The organism is Cupriavidus sp. 96C5-1 (genome assembly GCF_057798855.1).
Genome location: NZ_JBYOJU010000025.1, coordinates 104,197 through 123,854 on the forward strand (window position 1 = coordinate 104,197; position 19,658 = coordinate 123,854).

The following is a 19,658-nucleotide window of genomic DNA, read 5'->3' on the forward strand; positions in this document are numbered from 1 at the left end:
GATATCACTCCATGGGGGGGCTCGCGCGCCACTTGCCGCAAAGCCATGCTGGTGGCCGTTCCTGCCGCCACGCCCGAGCCAGGCGAGACAATTGTTTGCAGTTCGGGCGGCTTGCTTCAGCGAAATGGCGCGTGACGGGCGTGCCAGGCGGGCAAGCTAGGCTTGATCATCCGCGGGCGCATCCGCGCGGTATTCCAGCAGATCGCCTGGCTGGCAGTTCAGCGCTTCGCAGATTTTTTCCAGCGTATCGAAGCGGATGCCCTTGACCTTGCCGGATTTCAGCAGGGAAAGATTGGGCTCGGTGATGCCGATGTACTGGGCAAGTTCGCGCGATTTCATCTTGCGCTCGGCAAGCAGGACATCAAGTCTGACAAGAATGGTCATGGCGTCTCAAACAAAGCCTTCGTTCTCCCGGGCGATACGGGCCGCTTCGACCATCGCCCAGGCGATCGCCAGCAGCAAGCCGCCCAGCAGGCCCAGCGCAAAATCGCCGAAGTTGACGATCACCAGCATGTAGGGGCCGGGGCCATCGCCGCTGACCAGAGCCAGGCCCAGCAGCGTCTTGGTGAGCGGAACCACCGCGCTGAACGCCGTCACCATCAGCGCCACGCGGCGCAGGCGCAAAGCCGTTTCCATCGTGAAGACCATACCGTGCGCGAACGCGGCGAAGAGCTTGCGCGCCTCCATCAGGCCGCCGACGAGCACGCTCGCCGCACCCGCCGTGATGACGAAGCCGGCCAGGCGGTACGGCATCGACACCAGTACCCGGTACTCCGCTGCCCGGATCTCCAGGAACCGGCGGAGGTGCTGCTCGAGCGCTGCATCGGACAGCCAGAACCAGAGGGCGATCATGCCGGCCAGCGTCATGGCGATGCCGCAAAGCGTGAGCCATTGCATCCGGCGTGCAATGGTGCTGACGCGGCACATTGCGGCGTCAGCCGGCAATGAAGGGGCAAGCGGACTTGGCATGCCAGTCTCCTGATGGGATTGCATGATACGAATATTTGCTGTAAAAAGGAAAAATATTATCGTTTTGCGATAATTTATATTCGTTGGAGATTAAATTATATGCGCTCTATCGTTGTTCTTCGCCGCCTGCGCCTTCATCTGGCATGCGCGCTCGTGCCTGCTACTGCGCTGGCGATATCTTCCGGTGCGCCCGCGCACGCCGCGGGCGCCGGGCTTCCTTCGAGGCCATGGACGATGCGCATCGGCGTCACCAAGGCCATTGCATGGCTCGGGGCAGGTTGCGTGCTTGCCGCTTGCGCGCCCACGCAACTGGCCAGTCCGGCCGCCACGGCGGTCAGGATCACCCACAACGAGCCGGGCGCGGGATGTACCTACCTCGGGGATGTCACCGGCAGCCAGGGCGACTTAGTACGGGGCGCCGTGACGTCGAATGCGGACCTGGAAACCGGCGCGCGCAATGACCTCAAGAACAAGGCAGCGGCAATGGGCGGCAATGTGGTGTACCTGCTTACCCAGCGCGCTGGCCAGACCGGCGGCAAGGATCGCCTGGAGCAGACCAATGTGACGCTGTCCGGCAATGTGTACCGCTGCGCTGCGGTGGCCTCGCCCGGATCGCGAATGCCCGGCTGAGGCAGGCTGCCCGACTGGGCGCTGCACGGTAAACGCCTCGGGTGCGCGCCGGCATGGTGCCAGGGATGCATGCTGTCGAAGCGGGCGTGCCCGGCCTGGCGGCAGCCTGCGAAAATCGCCAGGCCGTCGCCGAACGACGCCGCGCGGTATATCAGGCCGGATCAGGCCAGCGCGCCGATCAGCGTGCTCTGGGCCGAGATGCCGCGGCGGCCGCGGCGGCGCCGGTAGTTGCCATCCGAATCCATTTCCCAGGTGTCGCGGGTGTCCTTCAGGTAGAGTTTCAGGCCTTCCTCGATGACGCGCTTCTTGAGGGCCTTGTCCAGCACGGGGAAGCACACCTCGATGCGGCGGAAGAAGTCGCGCTCCATCCAGTCGGCGCTGGACAGGCGGACGTCTTCCGCCTTGTCGTTGTAGAAGTAGAAGATCCGCGCATGCTCGAGGAACTGGCCGAGTACCGAGTGCACCCGGATGTTCTCCGACAGGCCCGGTATGCCGGGCCGCAGCGCGCAGCCGCCGCGCACGATCAGTTCGATCCGCACGCCATCGCAGGACGCCTGGTACAGGGCCTGGATGATCTTGGGCTCCAGCAACGCGTTCAGCTTGGCGATGATCAGTCCCTTGCGGCCGGCCTTGGCATGCTTGCCTTCGCGGCGGATGGCGTCGAGCAGCGCCGAGTGCATGGTGAAGGGCGATTGCCATAACTGGGCGAGGGTGCCGGGATGGCCCAGGCCGGTCAGCTGGGAGAATACGTTCGCCACATCGTCCGCGATGGCTTCCTTGCAGCTGAACAGGCCGAAGTCAGTGAAACGCCGGGCTGTCTGCGAGTGGTAGTTGCCCGTGGACAGATGCACGTAACGCCTGAGTTTTTTCCCCTCGCGCCGCACCACCATGGCCATCTTGGCATGCGCCTTGTAGCCGACCACGCCGTACACCACATGGGCTCCGGCCTCCTCGAGCTGCGCGGCCCAATTGATATTGGCCTCCTCGTCGAAGCGGGCCAGCAGTTCCACCACCACACTGACTTCCTTGCCCCTGCGCGCGGCGCCGATCAACGCCTGCAGCAAGGCCGAGTCGTTGCCGGCGCGGTACACCGTCTGCTTGATCGCCATCACATCCGGGTCTTCCGCGGCCTGCCGTATGAAGTCGACCACAGGGGAAAACGACTGGTACGGATGGTGCAGCAGGATATCGCCGTCGCGGATGGCGTGGAACATGTCGGGCTGGTTCACCAGCGTCTTCGGCAGCCCTGGCCGGCACGGGGGATACTTCAGGTCGTCGCGCTCGACGCTGTCGGGCACCGGCAGCAGCCGTACCAGGTTGACCGGGCCATTTACGGCAAAGACCTCGGGGTCCTCCAGGCCGAACTGGTTCTGCAGGAACCGCGTCATCTCGTCGGAGCAGTTGTCCGCGACTTCAAGCCGTACCGCGTCGCCATAGTGCCGCTGCGGCAATTCGCCCTGCAGCGCCGCGCGCAGGTTCTTGATCTCTTCCTCTTCGACGAACAGCTCGCTGTTGCGGGTGACACGGAACTGGTAGCAGCCGCACACGCGCATGCCGGGAAACAGTTCGCCCACATGGGCGTGCAGGATGGACGACAGGAACACAAAGCCGTGTTCGCACCCGGAGACCTCCTTCGGCAGCAGGATCACGCGGGGCAGGGCGCGCGGCGCCTGCACGATGGCCGCGCCCGCCTCCCGGCCGAAAGCGTCCCGGCCTTCGAGCTCCACGGCGAAGTTGAGGCTCTTGTTGAGTACGCGCGGGAACGGGTGCGCCGGATCCAGGCCGATCGGGGTCAGCACCGGCATCAGCTCGCGGAAGAAATAGTCGCGGATCCACTCGGCCTGCTGCTGCGACCAGTGCGGGCGGCGGAGGAAGCGAATTTCCTGCTGGTCCAGTTCGGGGATCAGCACTTCGTTGAGCAGGCGGTACTGCTCCGCCACCAGCTCGTGCGTACGGGCGCTGATGAGCGCATAGACCTGCCTGGCGTCGAGCCCGTCCGGGCCGGGAACGGCGGCCTGGAGCTTGATCTGCTCCTTGAGCCCGGCGACGCGGATCTCGTAGAACTCGTCGAGGTTGCTGCTGAAGACGCAAAGAAAGCGCAGGCGCTCGAGCAGGGGGATATCGCGGTTCTTCGCCTGCGCGAGCACCCGCCGGTTGAATTCGAGCAGGCCTGCGTCCCGGTTCAGGAACATCGGATGCGCGCCGGACAGGAAATCCGGCGGCGCGCCGCGAGCATCACCCGCGGGGAGGGGCAGGGAAGGGACGACCTGTAGCGGGGCAGCCGAGCCTTCAGCCATGATGGGCTTCAATCCTTTCTCTGGTGTGGATCATCGGGAAACGATGAACTGGTAGCGTGATATTACCGCGCTGCGAGGTACGGGAGCCAGTGGTGTGCGCAAACTGTCCCTTGTGTGTGTCGCGCAACGTACAGGGCGCCGCCGTCTTGATGTTGGAGGGGCGGAACCGGGGCCGCTGGTGGTGCGCGTTGCCTCTGCATGGCTGATCGGCGCAGTGCTGGCATCGCCATTGGCGCAAGCCCGGGTTCGCCTGATGGACGAAGCGCCTGTGACAACGTGGCGCGCGCGCCGGCCGAAATCGAAGAACGGATCGCGTCCTTGAAGGCGCAGCCCCCTGACGAACGGCGCCGCGCTCGCCAGCCTGCGCGATGCACGGGCCGTGCCGTTTCTTGCCGGGGCGTTGCGGGACGGCGACCACGAGGTTCGGTGCAAGGCGATCGAAGCCATCGGCCGTATCGACGCGACGGGCCATGCCGCCCTGATCCTGGGTTGCCTCCAGGATCCGAACCGGCCAGTCCAGCAGTCGGCAGCCGAAGCACTCTGGCTGCCCGGCGGCGCCGTAACACCGCCGGAAGCGCTGGCCTTTCTGTGCGCCCCCGATGCGGATGCGCAAGTGAAGGCATCGCTGGCGAAATCGCTGACGCGCCATGGCGACCCCGCAGTCATTCCGCATCTGATCGACGCGCTCGCCACCACGCAGGCAGATGCGCGCGCAGGTCTCGTTGAAGCCTTGCGGGAACAACCCGATCCGCGTGCGATGGCGCCGCTGCTTGGACTGCTGAGTGACGACGACGGGGTGCGCAGCGAGGCGGCGTTGGCGCTGGCGGCTATCGGCGACGATAAGGCGGTCGCGCCATTGGCGTCGCGGCTAGAGCGTGAGCCGTCGCCGGACGTCCGGCGCCGGGTTGTCTGGGCGCTGAGCTTCTTCACGCCCGGCAAGGTGCTGCCGTTGCTGACGGGCAGCTTTGGCGACAGCGATCCCCATGTGCGGCAGCAGGCTGTCCAGGCGCTGGCCGAGATCTGCGACGTGGCAGAGCTGCGCGCTCTGCTGTCGGCACTGCCGAAACGGCTCGACGATGTGAGGCAAGCGCTTGAGGAGGCGATCGAGGCACTCGAATGCGACGCGACGCTCGGCGAGCGTGGCAGATCCCGCCGCGTCAGCATCGGAACGGTGCACTACGCGTAGCAGGCCGCACTTTGGGCTGTCCAATGCCGCCTTTCACCACCCGTTGTGGCTTTCTCGCATACGTACATTCACCTAATGCTGCGCTGCGCCATTCCTTTTGCTACAATTAGGGAAAACCCGATGAGGGTTATCCCTGAAAGGAAGAAAGCCATGAACACCCATACCGACATCAAGATGACCGACCAACTCGAACGCGAACTGATGGAACGCGAACTTGGTCCCCGCAGCCCCGCTTTCGTCGAAGACGTGAAGAGCGCCATCGCCGCCGTCCAGAGCCTCGTGGCCCGCCTGCAAAACCAGGCACGCAAGGCCAAGGTCGTTTTTGCAAACGGCTGATCGCCTGAGCACTGACTGACACCAAGCCCGAAGTTACCAAGAAGTCTGAATCGTTATTGTTGCGGTAGTGCGCTGTAGTTGTTTTTGTTTGTAGCTGATTGTTGATACATGTAGTTTTGGTTTGACGAGTACCACTGTTGCTCGCGGGCGTGCGCCAAGGCATGCACCCGGACGAGGGCAGCCGGGCACTACGTGAAACCTGCGTGGGGATTTTCCACGCGGCAAGACCGGCCAACGCGTCGCTCCATGGAGCGCAACGCATTTTGGCCGGTTTTTTTATTGGTGCGCCGGAATCGCGGAATCGCGGGCGTTTTCGCTCATGGACATTCTCTTGCGAAATCGGCTCACAAGCCTTGCGAGACATTTTCCTTTTACTGCCGCACAGGATGGCGCTATCGTGGAGGCCCCCAAAAGAGCCTCCCGCGCCCCCCATGTCTCCCCGCCTGCTGCTCTGCCTGACGATTACCTACCTGGTATGGGGCACGACTTATCTAGCCATCCGCTTCACGCTGGAGAGCTTTCCTCCCTTCCTGATGATGGGTTCGCGTTTTCTGTGCGCGGGTTTGTTGCTCGCCCTGTGGCTGTGGTACCGCGGCGCTTCCATGCCGACGCTGCGGCAGTGGCGCAACTGCGCGGTGCTGGCTGGCTTCCTGCTGGTCGGCGGCATGGGGCTCACGGCGGTGGCCGAGCAGACCATCTCCTCCGGCGCGACGACCGTGATGATCGGCTCGATGCCGATCCTTGGCTTGTTCTGGGGATTCTGCTTCGGCGCGCGGCCGCGCTGGTATGAGGGGCTGGCCATCGCACTGGGCAGCCTGGGCATCCTGGTGCTGACCGGTGGCGCCGAATTCCGCGCCAGTCCTGCGGGCGTCGGGGCGCTGTTGCTTGCCATCGCCAGCTGGTCGTTCGGCTCGCAGCTTCCCGGGCGCATGGACCTGCCGCGCGGCGCGGTTGCGTTTGCCGCCGAGATGCTGTTGGGCGGGGTCGCCTTGCTCGCCATTTCCACCGTGACCGGCGAGCCATGGCCGCGGGCGGTCAGCAGCCAGGCGTGGTGGGCCTGGGGCTACCTCGTGGTGGCCGGGTCCCTGGTGGCGTTTTCCGCCTATATGTACCTGGTGGCCAATGTTTCGCCAACGATCGCCACCAGCTATGTCTACGTGAACCCGCCGGTGGCGCTTGCCGTGGGCGCGTGGCTGGGCGGAGAGCAGATCGCGCCGCAGACCTGGGGGGCGGTAACGCTGATCCTGGCCGCGCTGGCTGTGCTCAGCCTGGGCGCCTGGCGTGGCGCCAGGGTGGCCGCGTCCACATGAATCCCGGATCCGGCCCTGGGAAACCGCTGCAATGGCGGTGCCTCAGGACTGGGATTGTTCCTCGATCCACATCGACAGGCGCGCCTTGTAGGCCTGCTGGATATGCCGGCGCGTGATCTGTTCGGCCAGCGCGGGGTCGCGTTGCTCCAGCGCTTCCACCAGGGCGATATGGTCTTCGTAGGAGACGCGTGCGCGCCCCGGCAGCGCCAGCGTGGTCCGGCCCAGCAGTGCCATCGACTCGTGCAGGGAGCGCAGGGTCTTGAGCAGGTAGCGGTTATGCGCGCAGCGGTGCAGGGTTTCGTGGAAGAGGCGGTTGTTGGTGGCGAGCCTGTCCGGCTCGTCGGCGATGGCGAGGTCGCGCTGGACGATATCGCGCAGCAGGGAGATTTCCACATCGGTGGCGTGGCGCGCGGCAAGCGCGGCGGCGGTGCCTTCCAGCATCTCGCGCATGACGTAGAGCTCGCTGACCATGCTGGCGTCGAGCCGGGTCACCATCATGCCGCGGTTGGGCTCGTTGACCACCAGGCCTTCGGATTCCAGGCGCGACAGCGCTTCGCGCACCGGCGTGCGCGACAGGCCCAGCGCGGCGGCCAGTTCCACTTCGCGCAGGCGGGTGCCGGAGGGCAGTTGCCCTGCCTGGATGGCGTTGCGCAGGTGCTGGTAGGCCCGCTCGGCGCGGGGCAGGGATTCATCGGGACCGGTGCCTGCGGCGCCGTTGGGATCAGCGGAAATCATGGGAGACTGCGAAAGAGCCGTGGTCGTAGCGTTGTCGTTGCCGGGCCGTGCGCGGCAGCCTCGCAGGGCCGCCGGATTGCCCGGTCGCCATCATGATACGCGCTCCAGGTCCGGCAACATCACACTGGCGGAATATCCGTCACCATGGGGCCCCGGCATTGCGCGCCGATGGCCCCGAGATGCCTGTCCGGCCAGGCCGCGGGCGCGTTCGATCAAGTACTCCGCGATTCGCATGACGTTTGGCGGAGATCCGCCACGGCAATCCGATTTCGGCGGAGGGCAGATCCTGGCGGCGGCAACGCCATCCGCACAGGGTGGCGGCACCGGATTTTCCTGAATTCCAGGAAATTGATTGTTTTATTTTCCGGCTAATCGGCGAGGGCGATCAGGGTTACGCTCAGGTCATGGCGCGATCCCGTGCCGCAGAACCGCAGAACCTGCTTGATGGAGCCCGCAATGAAAGCCGTTGGCCTGACCCGTTACCTGCCGATCAACGACCCGCAATCCCTGGTCGACGTCGAGATCGCCACCCCCGTGCCGGAAGGGCGCGACCTGCTGGTCAAGGTGGAGGCCATTGCCGTCAATCCGGTGGACACCAAGGTGCGCGCGCCCAAGGGCAAGGTGGAATCCGCACCCCGCGTCCTGGGCTGGGATGCGGCCGGTACGGTGTCCGCCGTGGGCCCGGATGTGACCTTGTTCAAGGTGGGCGATCCGGTTTTCTATGCGGGCAGCATTACCCGGCCTGGCGCCAATAGCGAATACCACCTGGTGGACGAGCGCATCGTCGGGCATAAGCCCGCTTCGCTCGATTTCGCGCACGCCGCGGCGCTGCCCCTGACCGCCATCACGGCCTGGGAGGCCTTGTTCGATCGCCTGGGCGTGTCGCCACGGGGCGAACATGCGGGGCGCTCCGTCCTGGTGATCGGCGGAGCAGGGGGCGTAGGCTCCATCGGCATCCAACTGGCCAAGACGCTGGCGGGGCTGACCGTCATCGCCACCGCGTCACGCCCCGAGTCGGCCGCCTGGTGCCGCAAGCTGGGCGCCGACCACACCATCGATCATCGCGGCGACATGCCGGCGCAACTGCGCGGCCTCGGCTTTGCCGAAGTCGACTACATCCTCTGCTTCAATGATACCGACCGGCATTTCGGCGCGATGGCGGCCGTGATCGCCCCGCAGGGCAAAATCTGCTCGATCGTGGAGAACAGCGGCGCGCTGCCGGTGGGCGACCTGAAGACCAAGAGCGCCAGCTTTGTCTGGGAGTTCATGTTTACCCGTTCGATGTTCGGCACGGCGGACATGGTGGAGCAGCACCGCCTGCTCAACGAGGTGGCGCGGCTGATCGATGCCGGCCGCTTGCAGACTACCCTGGGCGAGCATCTCGGCCGCATCGACGCCGCCAACCTGCGGTGTGCCCACGCCATGCTGGAGGGCGGCCAGACGATCGGCAAGCTGGTGCTGGAAGGGTGGTTCTAAGGCCAGGGTATTACGGGCGTTCCAGGTCTTGGGGCGGGTGCCATTCGAGCAAGTGGCCTCGCATCTCCTGAATCCTTAGCACCACGACTGCCTCGCCGCTTGCAGCAGATTGCCATGTTTAGAAACCTGCTCGCTTGACCCTTGGGGTTGTCCTTGCTGGGCCATTTCTGCTCTTGCGGGTGCTGGTACGCAATTAACCGCCATTATTTTCAATCGTCCGCCTGCTGCGGGTTCGTGGCATGCCACGAACCCGCTTTGTCTGCAGGGCGCGGTAGAAAACCCTGGCGGATGTCTAGTCCAGGCAGCTTGAGCAGGGCATGCGTCATGCGTGCAGCGCGGCATGCGCTACCCCGCTTGTCCTGGCATGCCGCGGCAAGGCGGCCATGGAGCCGAGAAAATCCACCGTGCTGGCAATGACCCCGGCGTCGCGCAACACGCGCCGGTGCCCAAGTCCTTCGGTGGTCATCAACTTCGCGCCGGGCCAGGCGCCCACAATCGCCGCGCCGTTCTCCCAGCAAACCTCATGGTCCTGCCGGTCGTGGACGACCAGGGTAGGGGGCACCGGGCGGATGCGGCCGAGCGCCGGCACATTGAGCGCCGACCATGGCATGCCCAGCCAGCGCTCGCTGCTGCGCTGCATGCGGGCCAGGATCGCCGGGCCGATGCCGAGCCGCCAGGCCAGGGCCGCTGCGGCGCGGTGCATGTCGGCCGGCGGCGCGATCATGACGGCGGCCTGCAAGTGCAAGCCTTCGCGTATCGCCAGCGCCAGCGCGGCACTCCCGAGGGAATGCGATACCACGGCGTGTATCGGCCCGGCATGCCATGCCGTGGCCAGCAAGGCGCGTGACATCTCCACCACGGAGGTCTGGTCCGCGCCACGCGCGCCTGCGTCGGAAGCGCCATGCGATAGCGCATCGAATGCCACCACGCGCATGCCCGCCGCCAGCAGGGGGGCAACCAGGGGCTGCCACTGGGCGGCATGGCCACCCCAGCCGTGCGCCAGCAGCACCGCGGGGCCGCTGCTTCCCCAGCGGTAGACGCGCACCCGGCGGCTGGCTCCCTGTCCGGTCACCAGCGCCCAGTCCATCCGCGCCTGCGCCAGCAGTTCGCGGCCTGCATGGTCCGGGCCGGTGCCGCGCGGAGGCCGGAACCATTCGCGTTCCAGCGCCCGCGCAGCGCCTGGCGGATACAAGTGTCCGGCCAATTGCCAGAGCAGGCGCGACCAGTGCCTTGGCGTGCCGGCGCCGCGCGCCGCATGCCGAGGCTGATGGGGTGGGGAAAGCGTTTGCGTCACGACGGACATCTCCAGCGAAACCTGCAATTTTCGGGTCGGTTTTGGCATGCGCAATCTCTCTCTTTTACATAAAAGACCGACCAGTCGTGCTATTTTTAATATAAAAAAATATGACGTTGATTTGTCGTCCCATGCGTGTCTGCACGCATGCCTCATGGGCTCTTTTTTCCCTGTTCCGGTGCAAAAAGATCCCCGTTCAGGTGCGCGAAACCCCCAGCCCCACAGCCATGTGCAGCCAGGCTAGAGACCAGCCGGCAGCGCAAGTTCGGCGCGCCTGAGCAAGCCTTCGAAGGCCCGGCAGGCCATGGTCTCGGCATCTTGGCGCCCCAGCAGCTTGAACGATTGCTGGAACGCCATGCCGATGCCGATCATCTCGAAAGCGAATTGCCGCGGATCCTGAGCGGCGGAGAGGTCGCCTTCTTCAATGGCATCGGCCACCACCCGCGCAATCGCGCTGTGCCAGTCCTTCATCGACTGCACCACCATATCGCGGATGGCACCCGGGCGGTCGCGGTACTCCTGGCCCAGGGCCATGAACAGGCAGCGCCCCTTGGTAACCGATCCCCCGAGCCATAGCAGGTAGCCGTCGAACAACGCCTGCAGCCGCCGGCTGCCGCGCGGCTGGCGCATGGCCGGCCGCACCACGATGTCGGAGAAACGCTCGAGGGCCAGCCCGAGCACCGCCTGCTGCAGGGCCTCCTTGGACTTGAAGTGGGCGTACAGCCCGCTCTTCGACATACTGGTGTCGGCGGCCAGCGTGGCGAGCGATAACTGCTCGAAACCGACCCGCGCCGCGGTGTCGAGGGCCTGTTCGATGATGGCTGCGCGCGTGATCTGACCTTTTTGCATGATTGTAAGAATAGCACGACCGGTCGGTTTGTCAACGATCCGCCTGTGCGCCGTCGTCAACCTATTGCCGGGTAGCTCGTTATGTCACACGGAGGCAGATGATTGTGCTCTATCGGACCTATTGACAGGTGCGGCAGAGCCTGCGCAGGGCGCTTGCAAGAAATCTGCACAAAGTGTTGCCTTGATTACATACGGAACGCTTTGCGTGCTCTATACTCGAATGCACGTCCGCGCACTTTTTTTTTCACTGGTGACTGGAGACCGACATGAACAGTACAGCCGTGCCTAGAGGCGCTAGCGAACCGTTCCGGCAACTGCGGGCGTTGCGCCGAGCGCGAAAGCTCAAGCAGGAAGACGTCGCCCGTAAGGCCGGAATTTCCCGGGAAGCTTACTTGCGGGCCGAATCGGGTCAAGCCGACCCCCGCATGTCGACTTTCCTAGCGGCTTGCGAGGCGCTGGGGCTTGAAGTGGTGCTGGCTCCCCAGCACCTTGCCGCCGACGTCAACGCGTTTATTGCCAGCCGCAATGGCGGCGTCACGGCCGCTTCGATGGCCGGGCAAGCGCCTGCCGCCACCCCCGCCGCCGCGAGCCCCGCACCTGCCTCCCCGGTCGGTTCGGGTTTTGCGTCGAGCCCGGGCGAAGGTCACAAGCCAGCCTGATTGCGTGCATCCGTTCCGGTCGGGTCTGCGGCCGGAACGGACCCAAGCGGGCCATACCCAAGGCGGATGCGCCCCCACGCGTCTGCCTTGGGGTGGCTTGCCTTGTATGCCTGGGGGGGGCGCGTCCGCGACCGCCAGGGGCCGCTGGCATACGCCCGCGGCGTGCTATCGCCGCCCACGGTCATCAGGCCGGGAGGAGGCAGCGTCGCGCTGCCTCCTCCGCTGCGCCTCCGGAACTGCCGCTTCCTTCCCTTGCTGTCTTTCTTGCGTTCTCCCACGGAGTAACGCCGCACCCGGCTGCTTGCTGCCCGGGCCGGGCAGAACATCGGCTTTGCGTTACGCGACGAAGCGGCGCATCCAGCCCTTTAGCGTCTAGCCCTTTCCAGGTTTCCCGCCGTTTCCCATCTTCCCGCCTAACCTTCTAGCAGGGCTGGCGCTCCTTGTTTTTCATGGCCCGCCGCCCGTGCGGCATCTCATTGTGGTTTGACACGCCCGAAAGCTGAGATTACGATATAGTAAATCGATTACGTATTGTGTAATTTTTGGTGGCGATACCGGCGCGCGCAGCTGGTGGAAGATCGCCGCGAGCGTGATCGCCGGTCGCCTGGAGTCCCCTGCGGCGCCATCCTGCCGTGCCACGGCAGGGTTGCCCTGCATCCCGCGGGGCGCCGGTTCCACTAAAAGAGGAGCAACCATGAGCAAGGCCTTCGCATCGCAGGCGGATCTGCAGGAAAAGCAGGTCACCTTCACCAGGCTGTCGGATAACGCGTACGCGTATACGGCGGAGGGCGACCCGAATTCCGGCGTGATCATTGGCGATGACAGCGTTCTGATCGTCGACACCACCGCTACGCCGGCGATGGCGCAGGACTTGATCGCTCGCATCCGCGCCATTACCGACAAGCCCATCAAGCATGTGGTGCTGTCGCACTACCACGCGGTGCGGGTGCTGGGGGCCTCCGCTTATTTCAAGGAAGGCGCGCAGAACGTGATCGCCAGCCGCGGCACCTACGAGATGATCGTGGAGCGCGGCGAGGCCGACATGAAGTCCGAGATCGAGCGCTTCCCGCGTCTGTTCGCCGGCGTCGAGACCGTGCCGGGCCTGACCTGGCCCAACCTGGTGTTCGAACGCGAACTGACGCTCTATCTCGGCAAGCTGGAAGTCAAGATCATGCATCTTGGTCCGGGCCACACCAAGGGCGACACCGTGGTGTGGATCCCTGCGCAGAAGATCCTGTTCTCCGGCGATCTGGTCGAGTACGACGCCGCCTGCTATTGCGGCGATGCGCAGCTCGAAGAATGGCCGGCCACGCTCGAGGCGCTGCGCGCGCTGGGGCCGGTGGCCCTGATCCCCGGCCGTGGACCGGCCCTGACGGACCCCGTCATGGTCGGGCGCGGCCTGGATTACACCCGTGACTTCGTCAGCACGCTGCTGCAGCGCGGCAGGGAGGCCGTGGCGCAGAAGCTGGACCTGAAAGGCGCCATGGCGCATACGCGCGCGGCCATGGACCAGAAGTTCGGCCAGGTCTTCATCTATGAACACTGCCTGCCCTTCGATGTGGCGCGCGCCTACGATGAAGCCAGCGGCATCAAGCATCCGCGCATCTGGACCGCGCAGCGAGACAAGGATATGTGGAAGGCGCTGCAGGAGTGAGGCGAGGCGGAGGACGATGATCCGCGGCGGCGCGGCTGCGCCGCTGCCCCATGGCGATAGCCGCAAGAGCCGCGCCAGCGGTCATGGCTGGATGGAGACACGATGGATACGAACTACCAGGCCCGTACCTTTGCGTACCAGCCCTGTGCCGAACAGCACGCGCCGCAGCCGGGCGCCGATGCGCATCCCACGCATCCGGTGGTGGTGATCGGCGCCGGCCCGGTGGGACTGGCCGCGGCCATCGACCTTGCCCAGCGGGGTGTGCCCGTGGTGCTGCTGGACGACGATTGCACGCTGTCGGCCGGCTCGCGGGCCATCTGTTTTGCCAAGCGCACGCTGGACATCTTCGACCGCCTGGGTTGCGGCCAGCGCATGGTCGACAAAGGCGTCAGCTGGAACGTCGGCAAGATCTTCTTCGACCGGGACCTGGTCTACAGCTTCGACCTGATGCCCGAGAGCGGTCACCACCGGCCTGCCTTCATCAACCTGCAGCAGTACTACGTGGAAGGTTTCCTGGTGGAGCGCGCCGCGGAACTCGCCAATCTGTCGGTCCGCTGGCGGCATCGCGTGGCCGGGCTTGCGCAGGACGCTGGCGCGGTGACGCTGGACGTGGAAACACCCGATGGCAACTATGCCCTGCGGGCGCGCTACGTGGTGGTGGCCGATGGCGCGCGCAGCCCGGTGCGCCACGCCATGGGCCTGGAGAGCAAGGGCCGTGTCTTCAAGGACCGTTTCCTGATTGCCGACGTGAAGATGGCCGCGCCATTTCCGAGCGAGCGCTGGTTCTGGTTCGACCCGCCGTTCAACCGCAACCAGTCGGTCCTGGTGCATCGGCAGCCGGACAATGTGTGGCGCATCGATTTCCAGCTCGGCTGGGACGCCGACCCCGATCTGGAAAAGCAGCCGGAGCGCGTGACCCCGCGTATCAGGGCGCTGCTGGGCGAGGATGTGGCGTTCACGCTGGAATGGGTCAGCGTCTACACCTTCTCGTGCCAGCGCATGGACAGCTTCCGTCACGGCCGCGTGCTGTTTGCGGGCGACGCCGCCCACCGCGTCTCGCCGTTCGGCGCGCGCGGCGCCAACGGCGGGGTGCAGGACGCGGAGAACCTGGCCTGGAAGCTCGCGCTGGTGTTGAGCGGCAACGCGCCCGATGCCTTGCTCGACAGCTATGCCAGCGAGCGCGAGTACGCCGCCGACGAAAATATCCGCAACTCGACCCGTTCGACCGATTTCATTACGCCCAAGACGCCCGCGAGCCGAGTCTTCCGCGACGCCGTGCTGATCCTGGCGCGCCATCATGCCTTTGCCCGCCAGCTGGTCAATAGCGGACGGCTCTCGGTGCCGGCGGTGCTGGCCGGATCGGTGCTGAATACGCCGGATGGCCCGGACGCGACAGGCGAGGGGATGTTTGCCGGGCAAATGGTGCCGGGCGCGCCGTGCGCGGATGCGCCGGTGCGAGCGCAGGGCCAGGCCGCGTGGCTGCTGGGCCAGTTGGGCGAGCGCTTTACTGCCATGGTCTTCGCGGGGCCGGGCGGCTTGCCGGTGCCGCTGCTGACGGATTTGCTGGGGCTGGCGTCCGCCGCGACGCCGCTGCGGGTGCTGTGCGTGACCCCGGCGGGCAAGGGGGGCGCTACCGCCGCGCATCCGGCGCCGGCAGGCGTAAGCCTGATCGAGGACAGCGAAGGCTTGCTGGCGCGCCGCTACGATGGCCGTCCGGGCACTGCCTACCTGCTGCGTCCCGATCAGCACGTATGCGCGCGCTGGCGGTCATGCGATCCGGACCGGGTAGGGGCTGCGCTGCGGCGCGCGCTGGGATGGGAGCAAGGCAGTGGCGGCGTGGCCGGCGTTGCTGCCGGCGCCACCGCCGCTGCGATTGCGTGAATTGCCTGGGAGACCTGCCAATGCCACTGAACACCGAACCCAACCTGGCTCGTCCGGACGATTTCTACGAGGCGCTGATCGACATGCACCGCGACCTGTCCGACGCCCAGAGCCAGTCCGCCAACGCGCAGCTGATCCTGCTGCTGGCCAACCACATCGGCGATCTTGCCATCTTGCAGGAAGCCATGGAGCGCGCCCGCGCGGGCGCGCTCGAACGGGCTGGCCACCAGCCCGCCGCCCAACCGGCGGCCGCGGCCTGAGGCTGCGCGGCCAGCCGCTTCTCATATCGAGAGAACGAGTACGTGAGTACCAGAGAGAGGAAGACTCAAGACATGACGCAGACGCAACTGAACGTTCCGGCGCATTTGCCCGAGCATGGCGCACCTGGCTACCAGTCGGGCTTTGCCAACGAATTCGCCACCGAGGCGCTGCCCGGAGCCTTGCCGGTGGGGCAGAACTCGCCCCAGCGCGCACCCTACGGGCTGTATGCCGAGCAGCTCTCGGGCACGGCCTTCACGGCGCCGCGCGCGCACAACCGGCGCAGCTGGCTATACCGTATCCGCCCGGGCGCGATGCACGAGCCGTTCACGCGCATGGCGCAGTCGCGCCTCGTCAGCCGCTTCGACGAGGTGCCGCCGTCGCCCAACCAGATGCGCTGGAGCCCGCCCGCCATGCCAAGCGAGCCGACCGACTTTGTCGACGGCATCGTGACCATGGCCGGCAATGGCGGCCCGGAAGCCATGAACGGCTGCGGCATCCATCTGTACCTGGCCAACCGGTCGATGACCGACCGCTTCTTCTACAACGCCGACGGCGAGATGCTGATCGTGCCGCAGCAGGGCCGCCTGCGCCTGGCGACCGAGATGGGCCTGCTGGAAGTGGAGCCGCAGGAAATCGTGGTGGTGCCGCGTGGCGTGCGTTTCCGCGTGGAACTGCCGGACGGCGAAGCGCGCGGCTATATCTGCGAGAACTATGGCGCGCTGTTCCGCTTGCCGGACCTGGGCGTGATCGGCTCGAATGGCCTGGCCAACCCGCGCGACTTTCTCACGCCGGTAGCGTGGTACGAAGACCGCGAGGGCGATTTCGAGCTGGTGGCGAAGTTCCAGGGCAACCTGTGGCGCGCGCCGATCGGCCACTCGCCGCTGGACGTAGTGGCCTGGCACGGCAACTATGCCCCGTACAAGTACGATCTGCGCCGCTTCAACACGATCGGCTCGATCAGCTTCGACCATCCGGACCCGTCGATCTTCCTGGTGCTGCAAAGCCCCTCCGATACCCCGGGCGTGGACAGCATCGACTTCGTCATCTTCGGGCCGCGCTGGCTGGCCATGCAGGATTCCTTCCGCCCGCCCTGGTTCCACCGCAATATCGCGAGCGAGTTCATGGGCCTGATCGAAGGCGTGTACGACGCCAAGGCCGAGGGCTTCGCTCCTGGCGGTGCCAGCCTGCACAACTGCATGAGCGGCCATGGCCCGGACGCGGAGACCTTCGCCAAGGCCACCGCCGCGGATACGTCGCAGCCGCACCGCATCAGCGATACCATGGCCTTTATGTTCGAGACGCCGGCCGTGATCCGGCCGACGCCGTATGCAGCGGAATCGGCCGAGCTGCAAGCCGACTACTACCGGTGCTGGCAAGGGCTGAAGAAGCATTTCAACCCGAATCAGCGCTAAGCCCGGATGCCCGGCTGGCCGCGGCCGGCCGGGCCGATGATGTTCGCTTCCCGGGTGCCCGTGCAGACAACCATGCCGGCACCCCCTTGTCATTCCTCTCGGAGCCCCCGATGACCACTGTCCAGCAGAGTTGGATCGAATCCGCCAATGATGGCGTTACGCATTTCCCGCTGCAGAACCTGCCCTACGGCATCTTTTCCTCGAACGGGCAGGGCCCGCGCGTGGGCGTCGCCATTGGCGATTTCGTCCTCGACCTGGCCGTGCTGGATGCGGCTGGCTTGTTGCCGGCTTCGACCAAGGGCGTCTTCGGCGGCGCCACGCTCAATGCCTTCATCGCGCTCGGCAAGCCGGTCTGGACCGAAACGCGCCAGCGCCTGACGGCCTTGCTGTCGGCGGACGACGACACCCTGCGCGGCAAGTCCGCGCTGCATGAGCAGGCGCTGGTGCCGATGGCCTGGGCCACCTTGCACCTGCCGGTGGATATTCCCGGCTACACCGATTTCTACTCCTCGCGCGAGCACGCTACCAACGTTGGCCGCATGTTCCGCGACCCGGAGAACGCGCTGCTGCCGAACTGGCTGGAGATTCCGATCGGCTATAACGGCCGCGCCAGCTCGGTGGTGGTCAGCGGCACGGAGCTGCACCGCCCGAACGGGCAGATCAAGCTGCCGAACGAGCCGCGCCCGATCTTCACGGCTTGCCGCAAGCTCGACTACGAGCTGGAGATGGCCTTTATCGTCGGCAAGCCTTCGACGCTGGGCGAGCCGGTCAGCACTGCCGAAGCGGCCGGGCATATGTTCGGCATGGTGATTCTCAACGACTGGAGCGCGCGCGATATCCAGCAGTGGGAATACGTGCCGCTGGGACCGTTCAACAGCAAGGGCTTCGGCACTTCTATCTCGCCCTGGGTGGTGACCATGGACGCGCTCGAGCCGTTCCGCCGCGACAATCCGGTGCAGTCGCCCGAGCCGCTGCCTTACCTGCGGCAGCCGCAGCGCAATGCCTATGACATCGCGCTCGAAGTCTCGCTGCGCCCCGAAGGCGCCGCGCAGGCCACCACGATCTGCCAGACCAATTTCAAGGCCATGTACTGGACCATGGTGCAGCAACTGGCGCACCACACCGTGTCGGGCTGCAATGTCCGCGTGGGCGACCTGATGGGCTCCGGCACCATCAGCGGCACCACGCCGGATTCCTACGGCAGCCTGCTGGAGGCGACCCGCAACGGCGCCGAGCCGCTGACGCTGGCGGACGGCGCCAAGCGCGGCTTCCTGGAAGACGGCGACGAAGTGGTCATGACCGGCTGGTGCCAGGGCGAGGGCTATCGGGTCGGGTTTGGCGAGGTGGCGGGCAAGATCCTGCCGGCCCGCTAAGCGGACGCAACGGTCCCGGGGCGCTCGTTGAGCGCCCATCCGGCAGGAAGCCAGCGGCAATCACGTGGCCGGCGGCAGGGGGACATCGAGGATGACCGCCGCGCGGCCGGCCAGCAGCAGCTGGCCGGCCGCGCTCACTTCGAAGGCATAGAGGATGTTGCCCTCGCTGCCGCTGATGCGGCGGGCTTCCACCTGCAGCGGCGCGGCGATGTCGTCAAGGCGTGCTACGTGCAGTTCCAGCTTGCGCACGCTGGCCAGGTAGCCCAGGCGCGGGCGCTGCCCGGGCTGCCGCAGCGCGGCACCGTGGGCGGCCATGGCCTGCGCCGCGTATTCGATGCCGCAAACGGCCGCCAGGCGCCCGTTGGCGCGCAGCGGATTGTCGGCATGGGTATGGCTGCTGGCTTCGCAGCGGATGCATTCCGGGTTCCAGTCGAGCACGCTGTCGAGCAGGCACATGGCGCCCTGATGCGGAATATGCGCGGCGATCCACGCGCGTCCCAGCGCAGCGGCTTGCGGATGCATCACGTCACGCGGCTTCGGCCGGGGTAATGGCCACCCGCAGGCGCAGGTCGTCAAGGTAATCGATCACCACCTCGCGCGGGCCGCCCAGCGCCAGCGCCTGCAGCATGGGCAAGGCCCGCGCCGCCGGCACGGCCTGGCGCAACTGTTCCAGTTCGGGCAGCGGCATCCGGCTGGCCGGCGCTTCGGCCAGCGTGACATCGAGGCGCGCGATCGAACGTGCGCCAGGCTGTGGCAGCAGCACCAGCGCCAGGCCGAACGCATCCGGGATGGGACGGTGGCTGCGCAGCGGCTCCGGATAGTCCGTGTCGTAGGCAATCAGCAGGCAGGCTTCGCCGTCCACGGCCACCTGGCACAAGCTGTCCAGCAGGCCGGCGCCAAAGCTGCCGTCGCGCGCGCACAGCACGTTGGAGGAGGTCATGGCGCCGGAGGCAATGCCCCAGTAACCCGCGGCCGCGTTATGCACCGAGTTGTGAAAACGGGTCGGCGAGATCAGCGGATCCTGGCTGGCCAGCGCCTCGCAGATGGCGTGGTAGTTGTAGCCGTCGCCGCTGGAGGCGCTGAACACCGTCGGCAGGGCCGCCGCGTCCATGCCGCTGGCTGCCACCGCCTGCTGGCCCACCGCCAGGGCCAGCTTGACGCAAGGGCCGGTACGGCGCCGTTCGGCCGGCGGCAGTCCGGCCGGTGGCGGCAGTTCGGTCGGCTGGTTGGCATAGGGCAACGTGCCTGCCAGCACGGCGGCGCCGTGCTGCCAGTCCTGGAAGCCGGGGCCCAGCAGGCCGATGCCTTCGATGAATGCGCTCAGTTGCATGGTCAG

Annotated in this window: 19 protein-coding genes; 11 read left to right on the forward strand and 8 right to left on the reverse strand. The window is 66.2% G+C overall.

Annotation, left to right across the window (positions count from 1 at the left end):
- Positions 1-156: 156 nt before the first annotated feature.
- Both AC3FOF_RS24915 and AC3FOF_RS24920 read right to left on the reverse strand, forming a co-directional pair.
- On the reverse strand, positions 157-384 hold the full coding sequence (locus AC3FOF_RS24915) for a helix-turn-helix domain-containing protein (RefSeq protein WP_017227100.1): 228 nt from the start codon (positions 382-384) through the stop codon (positions 157-159).
- A gap of 6 nt (positions 385-390) precedes the next feature.
- Entirely contained in the window at positions 391-969 is a 579-nt protein-coding gene (locus AC3FOF_RS24920) for a DUF2975 domain-containing protein (protein WP_488728102.1), read from the reverse strand.
- Positions 970-1,203: 234 nt separating this feature from the next.
- Here AC3FOF_RS24920 and AC3FOF_RS24925 point away from each other — a divergent pair, with 234 nt between their 5' ends.
- Positions 1,204-1,599, forward strand: a complete 396-nt coding sequence (locus AC3FOF_RS24925; RefSeq protein ID WP_017227098.1) for a DUF4156 domain-containing protein — start codon at positions 1,204-1,206, stop codon at positions 1,597-1,599.
- A 161-nt stretch (positions 1,600-1,760) separates the two neighbouring features.
- On the opposite strand, the gene ppk1 is transcribed toward AC3FOF_RS24925, so the two are convergent.
- Complete coding sequence (gene ppk1 / locus AC3FOF_RS24930) at positions 1,761-3,896, reverse strand: polyphosphate kinase 1 (RefSeq protein WP_488728103.1); 2,136 nt, start codon at positions 3,894-3,896, stop codon at positions 1,761-1,763.
- Between the two features lie 361 nt (positions 3,897-4,257).
- Here ppk1 and AC3FOF_RS24935 point away from each other — a divergent pair, with 361 nt between their 5' ends.
- The 3 genes from AC3FOF_RS24935 to yedA all read left to right on the forward strand — a co-directional run bounded on the left by AC3FOF_RS24935 (position 4,258) and on the right by yedA (position 6,728).
- Positions 4,258-5,082 (forward strand): HEAT repeat domain-containing protein, encoded by an 825-nt coding sequence (locus AC3FOF_RS24935; RefSeq protein ID WP_488728121.1) that lies wholly within the window; start codon positions 4,258-4,260, stop codon positions 5,080-5,082.
- Between the two features lie 150 nt (positions 5,083-5,232).
- Positions 5,233-5,418 carry a hypothetical protein gene (locus tag AC3FOF_RS24940; RefSeq protein ID WP_035811931.1) on the forward strand — a complete coding sequence of 62 codons (186 nt, stop codon included), beginning with the start codon at positions 5,233-5,235 and terminating at the stop codon, positions 5,416-5,418.
- 431 nt (positions 5,419-5,849) lie between these two features.
- Positions 5,850-6,728, forward strand: a complete 879-nt coding sequence (gene yedA, locus AC3FOF_RS24945) for a drug/metabolite exporter YedA (protein ID WP_017227095.1) — start codon at positions 5,850-5,852, stop codon at positions 6,726-6,728.
- A 42-nt stretch (positions 6,729-6,770) separates the two neighbouring features.
- Here the strand turns inward: yedA and AC3FOF_RS24950 are convergent, their stop codons facing one another.
- Positions 6,771-7,463: a GntR family transcriptional regulator gene (locus AC3FOF_RS24950; RefSeq protein WP_488728104.1), complete on the reverse strand. Its 693-nt coding sequence runs from the start codon at positions 7,461-7,463 to the stop codon at positions 6,771-6,773.
- A gap of 456 nt (positions 7,464-7,919) precedes the next feature.
- On the opposite strand from AC3FOF_RS24950, the gene AC3FOF_RS24955 reads away from it, so the two are divergent.
- Positions 7,920-8,939, forward strand: a complete 1,020-nt coding sequence (locus tag AC3FOF_RS24955) for a zinc-binding alcohol dehydrogenase family protein (RefSeq protein WP_488728105.1) — start codon at positions 7,920-7,922, stop codon at positions 8,937-8,939.
- Between the two features lie 322 nt (positions 8,940-9,261).
- On the opposite strand, the gene AC3FOF_RS24960 is transcribed toward AC3FOF_RS24955, so the two are convergent.
- Positions 9,262-10,242, reverse strand: a complete 981-nt coding sequence (locus AC3FOF_RS24960; protein WP_488728122.1) for an alpha/beta fold hydrolase — start codon at positions 10,240-10,242, stop codon at positions 9,262-9,264.
- Positions 10,243-10,473: 231 nt separating this feature from the next.
- Positions 10,474-11,082, reverse strand: coding sequence for a TetR/AcrR family transcriptional regulator (locus AC3FOF_RS24965; RefSeq protein WP_017228922.1), 609 nt, complete (start codon positions 11,080-11,082; stop codon positions 10,474-10,476).
- Between the two features lie 266 nt (positions 11,083-11,348).
- On the opposite strand from AC3FOF_RS24965, the gene AC3FOF_RS24970 reads away from it, so the two are divergent.
- The 6 genes from AC3FOF_RS24970 (at position 11,349) to fahA (ending at position 18,322) form a co-directional block, all read left to right on the forward strand.
- A complete protein-coding gene (locus AC3FOF_RS24970; RefSeq protein WP_017228923.1) occupies positions 11,349-11,741 on the forward strand; it encodes a helix-turn-helix domain-containing protein in 393 nt (130 codons plus the stop codon).
- A 694-nt stretch (positions 11,742-12,435) separates the two neighbouring features.
- Positions 12,436-13,395: an MBL fold metallo-hydrolase gene (locus AC3FOF_RS24975; RefSeq protein ID WP_488728106.1), complete on the forward strand. Its 960-nt coding sequence runs from the start codon at positions 12,436-12,438 to the stop codon at positions 13,393-13,395.
- A gap of 102 nt (positions 13,396-13,497) precedes the next feature.
- Entirely contained in the window at positions 13,498-15,276 is a 1,779-nt protein-coding gene (locus tag AC3FOF_RS24980) for an FAD-dependent oxidoreductase (protein WP_488728107.1), read from the forward strand.
- Positions 15,277-15,296: 20 nt separating this feature from the next.
- Positions 15,297-15,536, forward strand: coding sequence for a DUF2783 domain-containing protein (locus tag AC3FOF_RS24985; protein ID WP_488728108.1), 240 nt, complete (start codon positions 15,297-15,299; stop codon positions 15,534-15,536).
- 72 nt (positions 15,537-15,608) lie between these two features.
- Entirely contained in the window at positions 15,609-16,949 is a 1,341-nt protein-coding gene (gene hmgA, locus AC3FOF_RS24990; protein ID WP_017225367.1) for a homogentisate 1,2-dioxygenase, read from the forward strand.
- 110 nt (positions 16,950-17,059) lie between these two features.
- Positions 17,060-18,322, forward strand: coding sequence for a fumarylacetoacetase (fahA, locus tag AC3FOF_RS24995; RefSeq protein WP_488728109.1), 1,263 nt, complete (start codon positions 17,060-17,062; stop codon positions 18,320-18,322).
- 60 nt (positions 18,323-18,382) lie between these two features.
- On the opposite strand, the gene AC3FOF_RS25000 is transcribed toward fahA, so the two are convergent.
- A complete protein-coding gene (locus AC3FOF_RS25000) occupies positions 18,383-18,844 on the reverse strand; it encodes an ApeP family dehydratase (protein ID WP_488728123.1) in 462 nt (153 codons plus the stop codon).
- A 4-nt stretch (positions 18,845-18,848) separates the two neighbouring features.
- Positions 18,849-19,652: a beta-ketoacyl synthase chain length factor gene (locus tag AC3FOF_RS25005; protein WP_488728110.1), complete on the reverse strand. Its 804-nt coding sequence runs from the start codon at positions 19,650-19,652 to the stop codon at positions 18,849-18,851.
- Between the last annotated feature and the right edge of the window lie 6 nt (positions 19,653-19,658).